General features: G+C 73.4%; 11 protein-coding genes. 4 read left to right on the forward strand and 7 right to left on the reverse strand.

The annotated features are described in order from the left end of the window. Positions 1-110: 110 nt before the first annotated feature. Together ABZ370_RS01965 and ABZ370_RS01970 are read right to left on the reverse strand one after the other, a co-directional pair. Entirely contained in the window at positions 111-2,222 is a 2,112-nt protein-coding gene (locus ABZ370_RS01965) for an ATP-binding domain-containing protein (protein ID WP_358615122.1), read from the reverse strand. 283 nt (positions 2,223-2,505) lie between these two features. After that, positions 2,506-4,155 (reverse strand): DNA repair helicase XPB, encoded by a 1,650-nt coding sequence (locus tag ABZ370_RS01970; protein ID WP_358615124.1) that lies wholly within the window; start codon positions 4,153-4,155, stop codon positions 2,506-2,508. 326 nt (positions 4,156-4,481) lie between these two features. Here ABZ370_RS01970 and ABZ370_RS01975 point away from each other — a divergent pair, with 326 nt between their 5' ends. Then, positions 4,482-5,282 carry a VanZ family protein gene (locus ABZ370_RS01975; protein WP_358615126.1) on the forward strand — a complete coding sequence of 267 codons (801 nt, stop codon included), beginning with the start codon at positions 4,482-4,484 and terminating at the stop codon, positions 5,280-5,282. Here the strand turns inward: ABZ370_RS01975 and ABZ370_RS01980 are convergent. Continuing rightward, positions 5,279-8,200, reverse strand: coding sequence for a helicase C-terminal domain-containing protein (locus tag ABZ370_RS01980; protein WP_358615128.1), 2,922 nt, complete (start codon positions 8,198-8,200; stop codon positions 5,279-5,281). The two genes, ABZ370_RS01975 and ABZ370_RS01980, sit on opposite strands and share 4 nt — an antisense overlap. A gap of 114 nt (positions 8,201-8,314) precedes the next feature. Here ABZ370_RS01980 and ABZ370_RS01985 point away from each other — a divergent pair, with 114 nt between their 5' ends. Further along, entirely contained in the window at positions 8,315-9,535 is a 1,221-nt protein-coding gene (locus ABZ370_RS01985; RefSeq protein WP_358615130.1) for a hypothetical protein, read from the forward strand. 17 nt (positions 9,536-9,552) lie between these two features. Here the strand turns inward: ABZ370_RS01985 and ABZ370_RS01990 are convergent, their stop codons facing one another. From ABZ370_RS01990 to ABZ370_RS02000, 3 genes are read right to left on the reverse strand one after another with little or no spacing between them, the layout of a single operon-like run. Beyond that, entirely contained in the window at positions 9,553-10,407 is an 855-nt protein-coding gene (locus ABZ370_RS01990; RefSeq protein ID WP_358615132.1) for an ABC transporter ATP-binding protein, read from the reverse strand. Continuing rightward, on the reverse strand, positions 10,404-11,612 hold the full coding sequence (locus ABZ370_RS01995; protein WP_358615134.1) for an iron ABC transporter permease: 1,209 nt from the start codon (positions 11,610-11,612) through the stop codon (positions 10,404-10,406). The genes ABZ370_RS01990 and ABZ370_RS01995 overlap by 4 nt, the downstream gene beginning before the upstream one ends. Beyond that, on the reverse strand, positions 11,609-12,643 hold the full coding sequence (locus ABZ370_RS02000; protein ID WP_358615136.1) for an iron ABC transporter permease: 1,035 nt from the start codon (positions 12,641-12,643) through the stop codon (positions 11,609-11,611). The genes ABZ370_RS01995 and ABZ370_RS02000 overlap by 4 nt, the downstream gene beginning before the upstream one ends. Positions 12,644-12,725: 82 nt before the next feature. Here ABZ370_RS02000 and ABZ370_RS02005 point away from each other — a divergent pair, with 82 nt between their 5' ends. Continuing rightward, positions 12,726-13,361, forward strand: coding sequence for a haloacid dehalogenase-like hydrolase (locus ABZ370_RS02005; protein WP_358615138.1), 636 nt, complete (start codon positions 12,726-12,728; stop codon positions 13,359-13,361). A 54-nt stretch (positions 13,362-13,415) separates the two neighbouring features. Here ABZ370_RS02005 and ABZ370_RS02010 read toward each other — a convergent pair whose 3' ends face one another. Next, the gene (locus ABZ370_RS02010) at positions 13,416-13,721 is read right to left on the reverse strand and encodes a hypothetical protein (RefSeq protein WP_358615140.1); all 306 of its coding nucleotides are present in this window, start codon (positions 13,719-13,721) and stop codon (positions 13,416-13,418) included. 145 nt (positions 13,722-13,866) lie between these two features. Here ABZ370_RS02010 and ABZ370_RS02015 point away from each other — a divergent pair, with 145 nt between their 5' ends. After that, positions 13,867-14,250 carry a cold-shock protein gene (locus tag ABZ370_RS02015; protein ID WP_358615142.1) on the forward strand — a complete coding sequence of 128 codons (384 nt, stop codon included), beginning with the start codon at positions 13,867-13,869 and terminating at the stop codon, positions 14,248-14,250. Positions 14,251-14,309 lie beyond the last annotated feature (59 nt).

A 14,309-nucleotide genomic window follows, 5' to 3' on the forward strand; every position in this document is an offset into this window, starting at 1 on the left:
GGTGGCGCCAAAAATATACGAGTCCAGTGCCCTGCCCCGGAGGCCCCGGCGCCCGCACCCACCACCGACCGAAGCCGCACCCCGCGCACCCACCGCGCGCACCCGCAGGGCTACGCCAGGCGCTCCGGGAGCGGGGCCGCGTGGAGCACCGTCAAGCCTGAGACGGCTCGGGTCAGGGCTACGTACAGGCGGCGCAGGCCTGTGCGTTCGTCGGGTTCGCCGTCGACCACGGCGGCCGGTTCGTCCAGGACCACGTAGTCGTACTCCAGGCCCTTCGCCAGCGTCGCCGGTACGAGGGTCAGCCTCGCCTCGGGGCTGGTCTCCTCGCCGGGGGAGAGGTGGGTCAGGCCCGCCGCCGCGAGGGCGGAGGCCAGGGCGGGGACGCGGGCTTCGGCCGCGATCAGGCCGATCGAGCCCTCGTGGGACAGGGCCTCGCGGCAGGCGGTGATGACGGCCGCGTCCAGGTCGGACGGGTCGACGGCCCGTACGGCGAAGTCGCCCGCCGCCTCGCGGATCGACGTGGCCTCGGACAGGTCGGGCGCGATGGCGGGCAGCAGTCGTGAGGCGTACGCGATCACCTCGCGCGGCACGCGGAAGCCCTGGGTCAGCTCCTCGACGGCGGAGCCGGGTTTGCCCAGGTGGGTGAGGGCCTCCTGCCAGCTGTTCGTGGCCCAGGGGGTGGTGCCCTGGGCGAGGTCGCCGAGGATGGTGGCCGAGCCGGTGGTGCAGCGGCGGCCGACGGCGCGGTACTGCATGGGGGACAGGTCCTGCGCCTCGTCCAGGACCACATGGCCGAGGGAGTGGGTTCGTTCGATGAGGTCGGCGGCCTCGTCGACGAGCACCGCGTCCTGCGGGGACCACTTGGCGGACTTCGCGCTGCGCGGCGGCTTGGTCCACAGGATGGTCTTCTGCTCGTCGGCCGTGAGGATGCCGTCCGCGTGTGTGGTCAGGAAGTCGGCGTCGGAGAGCAGCCGCAGCACGAGTCTGGCCGGGTCGACGGGCGGCCAGATGGCCTTGACGGCCGCCTTCACGGCGGGGTTGCGGGCCACCGCGTCCTGGACGCGGTCGTCGGGTGCCTCGCCCGCCTGCTCCATGCGGACGAGCACGGCGTGCGCGATGCGCTGCGGCAGGGCGTCGCGGGCCGCGCCGTAGCGGATGTCGCGGGCCAGCAGTTCGGCCACGGTTTCCTCGAGCTCGTACGCCGGTACCCGCCAGCGGCGCGAGCCGCGCACCACGACGCACGGTTCGGTGGGCGGGGTGACGTGCGCGCGCAGGGCCCGCCGCAGCACCTCGGCCATGCGGGCGTCGCCCTTGACGCGGGCCACGTCGGCGGAGTCGGTGCCGCGCACCTCGACGCCCGTGGCGGGGCGGGCCACCAGGTCCTCGACGGTGGCCTGGGCGACCTGCAACTCGCCCAGCGCGGGCAGGACTTGCTCGATGTAGCGGAGGAAGGAGCGGTTCGGCCCGATGACGAGGGTGCCGGAGCGGGCCAGCCGCTCGCGGTGGGCGTACAGCAGATAGGCGACCCGGTGCAGGCCGACCGCCGTCTTCCCGGTGCCCGGCGCCCCCTGGACGCAGACGGTGCCGCCGATTCCGGCGCGGACGATCTCGTCCTGCTCGGGCTGGATCGTCGCGACGATGTCCCGCATGGGGCCGACGCGCGGCCGCTCGATCTCGGACTGGAGCAGCTTGCTGGTCTGCTCCGCCTCGCTCGGGTCGCTGAGTTTTTCGTCCTCGTAGGCGGTCAACTCGCCGCCGGTGTAGCCGAAGCGGCGGCGCAGCCCGACGTCCATGGGCGCGTTCTTGGACGCCTGGTAGAAGGGCTGCGAGACGGGGGCGCGCCAGTCGATGACCATGGGGTTACCGTCGGCGTCGTGTACGTGGCGGCGGCCGATGTAGAAGGATTCCCCGTCGGCGATCTCGGTGACCTCGGTGACCTCGGCTCCCTCCGCTGTGTCCCCGTCCGGCGCGTGCAGGTAGTCGAGGCGGCCGAAGAAGAGCGGGGTGTGGGAGAGGTCGGCGAGGGCCTTGATGCGCTCGCTGACCTGGTGGTGCAGGGCCTCGGCGTTGACCCAGTTGGCGGCGACGTCCCGGAGGTCGAGCGCCTCGACGTCGGCGCGCATGGCGCGCAGGGCGGCGCGTGAACCGGCGAGATGGGCGCGTTCCCGTGTGAGGGGGTCGGTCGGTGGGGTGTCTGAGCGGTCAGGGGCGTGCGAGGGCACGGCGTAGCCTCCGGCGGGTACACGAAGCAGAGTTGCGGTACGTACGACGAGATACCGGCCGGTTTCCGTCCGGGCGGCGGCTCTCCCGAGCGGGAGGCGGCAAGACCGGGGATTGTAGCCAGCGCGTGTCCGGCGCGCGAACGATTTACGACGGCCGCGCGGCCGCACGGACGTAGCGCCTCAGCCGCAGCGCGGCCGCACCCGCAGCGCCGCAGCCGCAGCACCGCACCCGCAGCGCCTCAGCCTCGGCGCCGCAGGGCCTCAGCGCCGCACCCTCGGCCCGTCAGACGTCCTCGTCCGCGACCAGCGCGCTCGCGTCCACGATCCGGTACGCGTACCCCTGCTCGGCCAGGAACCGCTGGCGGTGCGCCGCGAAGTCCTGGTCGATGGTGTCGCGCGCGACCACCGAGTAGAAGACCGCCGGGTGGCCGTCGGCCTTCGGCCGGAGCACCCGGCCGAGCCGCTGGGCCTCCTCCTGGCGGGAGCCGAAGGTGCCGGAGACCTGGATGGCGACGGTGGCCTCGGGGAGGTCGATGGAGAAGTTGGCGACCTTCGAGACGACGAGGACGGACAACTCGCCCTCCCGGAAGGCGTTGAACAGCTTCTCGCGCTGCGCGTTCGTCGTCTCGCCCTTGATCACGGGCGCGTCCAGATGGTCGCCCAGCTCGTCGAGCTGGTCGATGTACTGGCCGATGACCAGCGTCTGCTGCCCCTTGTGCTTGGCGACCAGCGCCTCGGTGATCCGCTGCTTGGAGGCGGTGGTGGCGCAGTAGCGGTACTTTTCCTCGGTCTCGGCGGTCGCGTACGCCAGCCGCTCGGTGTCGGTGAGGTTGACGCGGACCTCGACGCAGTCGGCGGGCGCGATGTAGCCCTGCGCCTCGATCTCCTTCCAGGGCGCGTCGAAGCGCTTGGGGCCGATGAGCGAGAAGACGTCGGACTCGCGGCCGTCCTCCCGTACGAGCGTGGCGGTCAGGCCGAGGCGGCGGCGGGCCTGGAGGTCGGCGGTGAACTTGAAGACGGGCGCGGGCAGCAGATGCACCTCGTCGTAGATGATCAGGCCCCAGTCGCGGGAGTCGAACAGCTCCAGATGCTGGTAGACGCCCTTCCGCTTGGTGGTGAGCACCTGGTACGTGGCGATGGTGATCGGGCGGATTTCCTTGCGCGTACCGCTGTACTCGCCGATCTCCTCCTCGGTCAGCGAGGTACGGCGCACCAGCTCGTGCTTCCACTGCCGGGCCGAGACGGTGTTGGTGACCAGGATGAGGGTGGTCGACTTGGCGGTGGCCATCGCTCCCGCTCCGACCAGCGTCTTTCCGGCGCCGCAGGGGAGGACGACGACGCCTGAGCCGCCGTGCCAGAACCCTTCGACGGCGTGCTTCTGGTACGGGCGCAGCGCCCAGCCGTCCTCGTGGAGGTCGATGGCGTGCGCCTCGCCGTCCACGTAACCGGCCAGGTCCTCGGCGGGCCAGCCCAGCTTGAGCAGCGTCTGCTTGATCTGGCCACGCTCGGAGGGGTGGACGACGACCGTGTCCGGGTCGATACGGGACCCGACCAGCGGCTGGACCCGCTTCGACCGCAGGATCTCCTCCAGCACCGGGCGGTCGCTGGTCTCCAGGACCAGACCGTGCGTGGGGTGCTTGAGGAGGCGCAGCCGCCCGTAGCGGGCCATCGTCTCGGCGACGTCGACGAGCAGGGCGTGCGGAACGGGGTAGCGGGAGTGCTCCACCAGCGCGTTCACGACCTGCTCGGCGTCGTGCCCGGCGGCGCGCGCGTTCCACAGGCCGAGCGGGGTCAGCCGATAGGTGTGGATGTGCTCGGGGGCGCGCTCCAGCTCGGCGAAGGGGGCGATGGCGCGGCGGCACGCGTCCGCCTGCTCGTGGTCGACCTCGAGCAGGAGCGTCTTGTCGCTCTGGACGATGAGCGGTCCGTTCACGCGCCTGAGTCCTTTCGTGTCGCCGGAGGCCGAGGTGTCGCCGGGGCCAAAGACCCAGTGTCCCTCATCGGCCGGGCAGGGAGGAGGGCCAGAGGGATACGCGGCTCGCAGGGATGGGCGGAGGCCGCAGGGATACTCGGCGGGGCCGGGGGCAAGCGGGGACACAGAGCGGGACGACGCGGAGAGAGGGAAGAAAGGGCGGGAGGTAGGTCCCTGTGTTCAGCATCGCTGGGTGGGAGATCCGGCGGAATGTGAAGAGCGCGCCTGCGAAGGGTGCGACGGCCAAGAGTGCGCCAGTGAAGGGTGCGACGGTGAAGAGTGCGCCGGTGAAGGGTGCGCCTGCGAAGAACGCGCCGAAGACGAAGGCGCCGCCGAAGACCAAGGCCGCCGCGAAGGCGAAGGCGGCGGTGGGGGCGGCGAAGTCGAAGGCCGCGTCCGCGAAGCCGAAACCGGCCGGGACGGGGACCAGGAAGCCGTCCGGCACGGCTGCGAGGACGGTCGGGAAGACAACCGGGAAAACGGGCGGGAAGACGGCCGGGAAGACGGCCGGTACCGCGAAGAAGGCGCCGGGTGCCCGGAAGCCGCAGGGCCCACCGGCCGCCGCGGCCGCCGCGCCCTCCGCGTCCCCGCCCCTGCAACGTGATTCGTTCGGCTCCCGCGCCGGGCGGGTGCTGGTGATGCTGCTGGCGTTCGTCTGCATGGTCGGGTTCGCGGCGGCGCTCGCCAAGGCCACGCTCGTGCCGCAGCCGGGGTCCAGCGACCTCGTGCACACCAACCTGCAGCCGGGTGATTCGCTGCGCGCCTACCTCGACCAGCCCGCCATTCGGGACTCGGTGAAGCAGATCGGCGGCAATGTGCTGCTCGGCGCGCCCTTCGGGGTGCTGCTGCCGATGCTCGTGCCGAAGGCGCGGGGCGCGGTGCGGGTGGTGCTGGTGACGTCGCTGGTGATGGTGCTGGTCGAGGTCGCGCAGGGCGCGATCGTCGAGGGACGGGCGTTCGACATCGATGACGTCATCCTGAACACGTCCGGTGCCCTGCTCGGCTACTTCCTGATCGGCCGCCGCCTCGGTCACGCCCTCCACCCGCGCCGTCACCACTGGTGGCAGCGGCGGGGCAAGTCCGCCTAGCCCGGCTCGTCGGCCAGTTCCGCGACGCCGGTGATGCGGTGGAGGGGGTATGTGCGGACCTCGTCGGCGGTGTGGTCGTACGCGGTGACGTAGCCGCCCTCGACGCGGACCGGGGCGATGACGCGCTGGCTGGCGGCGCCGTCCGCGTTGACGTAGCCGATCCAGACGGCGGACCCGGTGAGGGCCGCGGCCTGCATGGTGGCGAGGGTGTCGGCGGAGGTGGTGCGGGGGAGACGGCCGCCGGTTGTGGTGGTGCTGTCGGCGGTGGTGGCCGGGGACTTGTGGGGCGCGGTCGCGGCGAGGTCACCGGCGCGGATGGCACGTACCGCCGCGCCCAGCAGGGTGGCATCGGGAACGGGCGGGCCGTCCGGGACCGGGGCGGGGGGTGTGCGGGGCGGGGTGCGCTGGGCCTTGGCGCGGGTGATCAGGACGTCGCCTTCGGCGGATTCGGCGGCCGGTGCGTATCCCATGGCGCGCAAGCTCTCCAGCAGCGCGTCCGGCGGTGCCTGGGCGGCCAGCACGGTGGGGGCGAGACGGCGCAGGCGCAGGCCCGCGGAGCGGCGGTCGGCGAGGATCTCGGCGAGCAGGGTCTCGTCGTCGCAGCGCAGATAGGCGGAGGCCGCGCCGATGCGGAGGTGGCCGTGCTTACGGGCGATGTCGTCGATCAGGTACGTGAGGGGCTGCGGCACCGGGGTGCGGGAGTGCGCGGCGAGGAAGGTGTGCAGGTCGTCGGCGGCCTGCCCGGCGTCGAGCGCGCGGCGTACGGAGGCGGGGGTGAAGCGGTAGACGGTCGCGCCGCCCTTGGACTCGATCTCGGCGAGGACCCCGAGCGCGTCGGCGAGCGGCCGCTCCAGTGGGCCGGGGGCGACGGCGGTCAGGTCGGCCTGGAGGAGTACGTGGTCGAGGGGCTCGGGGAGGAGCGGGGCGAGGAGCCGTGCCGCCTTGGCGGCGAGCGCGGCGGCCTCGGCCGGGGTCGTGGCGGGCGGGCCGGGAGGCGCGGCGGTGGTTCCAGTCGCTCCGGTCGGCCCCGCGCCGAGGGCTCCGGGAGCGGCGACGGCCTCGGCGATTCCGGCTGCCGGCGCGGGTGTTCCGGCCGCCGGGCCCAGGAGCGCGCGGCCCTGGGCCGAGAGCGCGGCGCGGCCCGTGACGCCGAGCATTTCGGCCTCGCCGAGGGTCCAGCGCGCCAGCCGTGACCGCAGATCGTCCCTGGTGGTGGGGGAGGAGGCGGATGTGGTGGCGGGGGCGGTCAGCCCGGCGGTTCCGGTGGCCCCGGCAGCGGAGGCCCAGATCCCGGCAGCCCCCGAGGCCCCGGCGCTCCCGGCACCAAATCCGGCGTGTCCTGCGGTTCCGGGAGCTGCGGCAGCTGCGCCCCCGGCTCCCGTAACCCCGTCGCCCGTGAAACCGGCTCCGGCGCCCCCGGCGCCCTTGGCCGCAGCCCCGGCACCCCTGGCGCCCGCCGGGCCCGCCGCTCCCACCGGGCCTCGGTGTGCCGGGCGTTCCCACCGCAGGCGGGCCAGCAGCGCGTCCGGGTCGGGGGCGGCGCCGGGCGGGAGGGTGGCGAGGAGTTCGAGGACCCGGCGGCGGACCTCGGGGGCCGGGGAGCGGTCCAGGTCGGGGCCGAGCGCGGAGAGCGTACGGCCCCGGTTGTCACGGCCGCCGACCAGGCCCGATGTACGGGTCGCGGCGAGCCAGGCAGTGGCGAGGACGGCCCAGCGCTCCTCGGCGGGCAGCCGCAGCCAGTCGTCGTAGGCGGGGGTGGGCGCGTACCGCTCGTCGGTCTCGCCGTCGGAGGCCAGCAGTCCGGCCGCGTACGCCAGCTCGATCCAGAAGGCGGCCACCGGCTCGGAGACGTCGAGCGCGACGGCGGTCCGCTTGAGTTCGCGCACGCTCAGCCCGCCCGCGCGCAGTACGGGCGGACCGGCGCTCTCCCATTCGCCAAGCAGCTCTTCGACGGTGGCCAGGGCGGTGAACGCTTGCCCGGCCGCGACTTTGTCCACAGCCTGTGGATTGTTTTGCGTGCTGGACGTCGGCGTCGGGGCCACCGGCTCGGGCGCGCGGTGGGCGTGGCCGCCGCGCAGATGCAGGGCGACTTCGCGGGGGAGGACGACGTTGCGCGGCCCTGACGGCAGCAGCAGACCACGGTCCAGCAGCCAGGCGATGGGCGGCGTGGGGGCGGCGACGGAGACCTCCCCGTAGGGCGGGCCCCAGGTCAGCTTGGCGAGCACGGCGGCCGCGCCGTCGGGTGCCCCGGCGAGCAGCGTCGCCATCCGGTCGCGGTCGTTGAACAGCTCGGTCAACGCGGCGACGGCCGTCACCGGATCGTGGGTGCCCGGCAGCCCGGCCGCCGCCAGCAGCTCCTGCAGCCGCCCTGGCGACATCCCCGCCGTGGCCTCGTGCACGGTGGGCCCGAGCCCGGTCGGCGACGGTGAGGTGGGCGAGGGCGCCAGCAGCTCTCGCGCGGTACGGACGAGCCGCAGCCGGTCGTCCCCGCCCCAGACCAGCGCCTGTGCCCGCAGCGTGGCGACGGCACGCGGCACCTCGGCGGCGACCCGCTCGCGGAGCGCGGCGGGGTCGGTCGTGCCGCCGGGGGCTTCGTCGCCCGTCATCAGGGCGCTCAGCGTTTCGTACGGGCAGGGGTCCGGGGCGACTGCCAGGGCCTCGGCGGTCTGGAGGGCGAAGCGGTCGAGGCGTTCCACCGCCCGGACGACCGAGGCGCGGGTGCCCGCTCGGGTGGCGAGCTGGGTGAGGTCGCCCGGGACGGGGGACAGCAGGTCGGGGCGGGCGCGCAGCAGGGCGGCGATGGCCTCGTCGGGGCGCGTGCGCAGCTCCTCGGCCAGGGTGCGGGGCGCCGCGCGACCACTGGCGTCCGGGCCGGTCCCTGCGGTCACGCATGCCTCCCGATTACGCGCGCTGCTCATTCGATCCACAGTACCCGGGGGTGCCGGGCGTCGGGGGTGCGGCGGAATCCAGCCTTCGCACGGTACCGTCGGAGCCGTCTGGCACGCCGACCATGCGCATTCTCAGGGGTCTTGGTGGGGATCGAGAGCGAAAAGCTCGTCTACGACTATCTGAGCCGTGTCGGGGACCTGGCTCAGCAGCAGGGTCTGCCGTCCGGTGAACGGATGCGGCTGGTCTCCGGGCTGCGGGCCGATATCGACCACCGGCGGTCGACGACGGGCGGTACGGACAGCCCGGCCGGGGTGAAGCGGATTCTGTCCAAGTTGGGCACGCCCGCCGAGGTGGTCGCCGCTGCGGGCGGCCGGGAGTCCGTGGGGGACACCACCCCGAGCGGGCCCGGGACCCCGAGCGGTTCCGGCAGCTTCGGCGGCGAACCGGCCGGGGGAGCTACGCGTACGTCGGGGGCGGCGCGGGCGGCCCGCGACAAGCTGGCCGGGCTCGCCGAGCGCACCGGGCTCAGCAACAAGGTCCCCTCGCCCCGCGAGCCCAACGGGCCGAACAGCGGTGACACCCCCGTCTCCCTCGCCAAGCACATGCCCGCGACACCGGAGGGGAAGCCCCCCGGCCGTTCGTCCGCCGCCGCGTCCCCGCCCCATCTGGCGGGCCAGGACGAGTTGAGCCCGCGCGAGTCCAACCCCGACTGGTGGCAGGTGGAGCCGGGGCCGTTCGCCCAGCCCGAGCATCAGGAGGGCCAGTTCGGCTTCGTCGAGGGCTTCGTCGGCGGCATCGAGCTGCCCGAACTGCTCGGCGGCGGCAAAACGGTCGAGCAGGAGCAGCGGGAGCAGCGGGAGCAGCGCGAAAAGCAGGAGGCGGCCGAGGCCGAGGCCGCCGAAGCCGCGGCGGACACCGCCGGGAAGGAGCCGCGTCGGCGCGGCCTGCTGCGCCGCGCGGTGTTCGGCCCCGGCAAGTCCGCCGCCACGGAGGACGGCACCGGCAAGGCGGCCCGGGCCGGTTGGGCGGCGGGGCTCAGCCCGCTGCTGCTGCTCGCGATCGCGCTGCTCGTCGCGGGCGCCGTGATGGGCAACGTCGTCGTGCTCGCCTTCGGCTGGGTGCTCACGTACGCCACCGGCAAGCTGTCCCGCGCCGAGGCGAAGTGGGCGGTGCTGGGCATGCCCGGCCTGGTGGCGGCCGGGGCGATGGTCTGGCTGTGGGGCCGGACCAACGGCAAGTGGGGCGACCCGATCCCGGCGGACGGGATGAAGGACGTGCTCACCGAGACCTGGCCGGTGGTGGTGCGCGGAGCGGCCGTCGCCACGGTGCTCTTCCTGGTGTGGCGGGCGCGCCGCCGGGGCTGAACCGCCCGCCCGGCCCCCTAGCCGCGCTCCGCCGTCACCGAAACGTCCGCCGACCCGCCCACCGCCCGCTCCGCCTGCCACGGCGCGCCCGGGACAACGAGGGGGCTGCCCGTCACCGGGTCCGGTACGACGACGGACTCCAGCCCGAACACCTCCCGCACCAGCTCCGCCGTGACCACCTCCGACGGGCGCCCGCGCGCGACGACGCGGCCCGCCTTCATCGCGATCAGGTGGTCCGCGTACCGCGCCGCCTGGTTGAGGTCGTGCAGTACGGCCACCACCGTGCGGCCGCGCTCGTGGTTGAGCTGGCGGATCAGGTCCAGCACCTCCACCTGGTGGGCGATGTCCAGGTAGGTCGTCGGCTCGTCCAGCAGCAGAAGGCCGGTCTCCTGCGCGAGCGCCATCGCGATCCAGACGCGCTGCCGCTGGCCGCCGGACAGCTCGTCCACCAGCCGGTCGGCGAGCGCCGTCACATCCGTACGCTCCATCGCCTCGCCGACCGCGCGCTCGTCCTCGGCGGACCACTGCTGCCACCAGTGCTGATGCGGCTGGCGGCCGCGTGAGACGAGGTCGGCGACGGTGATCGCGTCGGGTGCGACCGGGGTCTGCGGGAGGAGCCCGACCGTCTGGGCGATCTTCTTGGTGGGGATGCGCGCGAGGTCCGTCCCGTCGAGGAGCACGGCGCCGCCGCGCGGCTTGAGGAGGCGGCCGAGGGCGCGCAGCAGGGTGGACTTGCCGCAGGCGTTGGGGCCGACGATGACCGTGACCTCGCCATCCGGTATCACCAGGTCGAGGCCGTCCACGACGGTCCGGTCCTCGTAGGCGAGGGTCAGTTCGCGGGCGGCGAGCCGCCCGGTCGTGGGTGCGGTCATGCCGTGGTGCCTCCGTTGCGGCCGCTGCGGCCTCGTCCGCCGGACGTCAGCAGCAGGTAGATCAGATACGGGGCGCCGACCGCGGCGGTCAGCACCCCCACCGGCAGTTCGATCGGCGCGAACAGCTTGCGCGCCAGCAGATCGGCGGCGACGACGATGAACGCGCCGGTCAGCGCCGAGCACAGGAGCGGGATCTGCGCGGTACGGGTCATGCGGCGGGCGATCTGCGGGGCGAGCAGCGCCACGAAGTCGACCGGGCCCGCCGCGCCCGTCGCCATCGCGGCGAGGACGATGCCGAGGGTCGCGAGCCCCAGCCGTACCCGCCCGAGCCGTACGCCCAGCGCGGTCGCCGTGTCGTCGTCCATCGAGACGGTGCGCTGCGCCCGCGCCGCCCACAGGACGGCGGGCAGCAGGAACAGCAGCGCCCAGCCGAGCGGGATGGCCTCGTCCCAGCCGCGCCCGTTGAGGGAGCCGGTCATCCACACCTTGGCCTGCTGGGCGACGAGATAGTCGCCCTTGGTGAGGAAGAGCTGCGTGATGGAGCGGAGCGCGACGGCGAACCCGATGCCGATGAGGACGAACCGGGTGGCCTGGAGGCCGCCGCGCCAGGCGAAGACGTAGACGAGGGCGGCGGCGGCCAGGCCGCCCGCGACGGAGAGGTACGGCAGCACGGCGAAGGCCGTCACGCCGTACGTCATCGCGCCGACGGTGACCGCGCTCGCGCCCTGGGGGACGCCGATGATGTCGGGGCTGGCGAGCGGGTTGCGGGCCACGGTCTGGATGAGCGCGCCCGCGATGCCGAAGGCCGCGCCGACCAGCAGGCCGAGGGTCATGCGGGGGAGGCGGAGGGTGCCGACGACGAGGTCGTTCGGGGTGGGCTGCCCGATGCCGTACTGGGTGTGCAGGAGGGCCTTCACGGCGTCGGCGGGGGCGATGAAGCTCTCGCCGAGGCACAGGTACGCGACGCACACGGCCGCCGTGGCGACGGTCAGCGCGAGGGCGACGAGGGCGGCGCGGCGGTGCAGCAGGAACGAGGCGCGGCGGCCGGTGCGGAGGAGGCCGTAGCCGGGTGGACGGGCGGTCGGGCGCGGCGGGGCGGTTCGCTCCCGTACGGCGGCGGGACTGCCGGTGCGGCTCTCGGCGGTGCCGCCGGTGGTGCTCGTGCCGCCAGTCGTGCCGCCGGTCGGGCTCTCGGCCGCGCTCATGCCGTCACCGTCCTGCGCCGCACCAGCGTGACCAGGAACGGGACGCCGATCAGGGCCGTCATCACACCCGCCGGAACCTCGCTCGGCGGGAAGACGAGACGCCCCACCACGTCCGATATCAGCAGCATCACCGGGCCGATCAGGGCGGCCATCGGGAGGACCCAGCGGTGGTCCGTCCCCACCACCGCGCGCGCGAGGTGCGGAACCGCGAGGCCGACGAAGGCGATCGGGCCCGCGGCGGCGACACCGGCGCCGGTCAGGACCGTCGCGCCGAGGCCCGCGAGGACGCGGACGACCGCGATGTTCTGGCCGAGCCCCTTCGCGACGTCCTCGCCGAGCGCCAGCGCGTCCAGACCGCGGGCGACCGCGGCCACCAGCACCGTGCCCACCAGCAGAAACGGCCAGATCTGGCCGACGATCTCGGCGTCGCGCCCGGCGAGGGAGCCGATCTGCCAGAACCGGAACTCGTCCAGCGCCGCGGCCTTCGTCGTCAGCACGCCCGAGGTGACGGACACCAGCAGGGCGTTGACGGCGGCCCCGGCGAGCGCGAGCTTGACCGGGCTCGCGCCGCCCCGGCCGCCGGAGGCGATGGCGTAGACGGCGACGGAGGCGAGGCCCGCGCCCGCGAAGGCGAACCAGACGTAGCCGGTGAGCGTGTGCACCCCGGCGAAGGCGATCGCGAGCACGACCCCCACCGAGGCGCCCTGGCTGACGCCGAGCACACCGGGGTCGGCGATCGGGTTGCGGGTGACGCCCTGCATCACGGTGCCCGCCATGGCGAGCGCCGCCCCGACCATCAGGCCGACGACGGTACGCGGCAGCCGCAGCGACCGGACGATGTCGGCGGCGTCGCTCGTGCCCCCGTGCAGCAGCGCGTCCAGGACCTGGCTCGGCGCGATGGTGCGGCTGCCGAGCGCGAGGCTGAGCAGGACCGCGACGAGGAGGGCGACGACGGCCGCGGCCGTCCAGCCGATGCGGCGCCGGACCAATGCGGCTCTGGGACTTCGGCTGCTGGCCCGGTCGGCAGACATCGCTTCCGTTCGATCGTTCGATTCTCGCGCGTGAGGTCGGAGCAGGTAAGGCGACGCTAAGTGTATGCATGGGCCAGGCACAATGACGGGCATGGCTGTATCGAGCACTCCCACCCTGACCGTCGGCTTCGACCTCGACATGACGCTCATCGACTCGCGCCCCGGCATCAAGGCTGCCTACGAGGAGCTGTCCGCCCGTACCGGAACGCCCATCGACGCCGAGCTCGCCATCACCCGGCTCGGCCCGCCGCTGGAGCAGGAGCTGGCGCACTGGTTCCCGGACGAGCGGATCGAGGAGATGGGCGAGCTGTACCGGGGGCTGTATCCGGAGTTCGCGATCGCCCCGACGCTCGCCATGCGCGGCGCGCGGGAGGCGATAGCGGCGGTCCAGCGGGCGGGCGGGCGCGCCATCGTCGTCACCGCGAAGCACGAGCCGAACGCCAAGCTGCACCTGAGCCATCTGGGCATCGAGGCGGACGCGGTCGTCGGCTGGCTGTGGGCGGAGGCCAAGGGGGAGGCGCTGCGCGAGTACGGGGCGTCGGTGTACGTCGGGGACCACACCGGTGACGTACGGGGCGCGCGGACGGCGGAGGCGCTGTCGGTGGCGGTCGCCACCGGGCCGTGCGCCGCGGACGAACTGCGCGAGGCGGGGGCGGACGTCGTGCTCGACGACCTGACCGCGTTCCCGGCGTGGCTGGCGGGCCACACCGCGGCGTAACTCCGCGCTGAGGATCTCCTACGACTACGACTACGACGACGACTACGACGACGACTACGACTGGGCCGCGCGGTTGACCCGCGCCGCCTCCCGCCGCTGCGCCGCGATCGACCGCAGCACCCCGGCCGCCGCGAGGGCGAAGCCGACGCCCATCAGCATGCAGACGAAGTACGCCACCGAGGGCAGTGGATCGGCGCCGAGGAAGAGGGGCGCGACGGTCGCGAGGGTGGCGATCGCGCCGACGGCGAAGACGATCACGCCGATGCGGACGAGCCGGTCGCCGGGCGCGGCATCAGTGGTTCCACGGTGCGGGGTTTCGTTGCTCACCGCTCCAGGGTAGATCCGTGCCAGAGCGCGCATGCCAACCACCCGGAACCACCCGGGTACGTCTTGTCACCAGGCTCGGGACCATTAGCCTTGGTGGTGGCGGGTCTTACGACCCGCTGTAGTGCTATCCAGAGCTCTTTTCCGTGTTTTCCGACGAGCGACGAGGACGAGGACAGACGTGCCTACCGGCAAGGTCAAGTGGTTCAACAGTGAGAAAGGCTTTGGCTTTCTCTCCCGCGATGACGGCGGCGACGTCTTCGTGCACTCGTCGGTGCTTCCGGAAGGCGTGGACGCGCTGAAGCCGGGGCAGCGCGTTGAATTCGGTGTCGTCGCGGGAAACCGTGGTGACCAGGCGCTTTCGGTGACGCTTCTCGACCCGACACCGTCCGTGGCGGCCGCCCAGCGGCGTAAGCCGGACGAGCTGGCGTCGATCGTCCAGGATTTGACGACTCTGCTGGAGAACGTGACGCAGCAGCTGGAGCGGGGCCGTTATCCCGACAAGGTGCATGGCAACAAGATCGCGGGGATGCTGCGGGCGGTTGCCGACCAACTCGATGTATGAGGCGTAAGCGCCGCTGAGCGCATGGAAAAACGCATGCGAAAACGAACACGGTAGCGAAC

This window comes from Streptomyces sp. NPDC005962, assembly GCF_040629205.1.
In the GTDB taxonomy this organism is placed as follows: Bacteria; Actinomycetota; Actinomycetes; order Streptomycetales; family Streptomycetaceae; genus Streptomyces.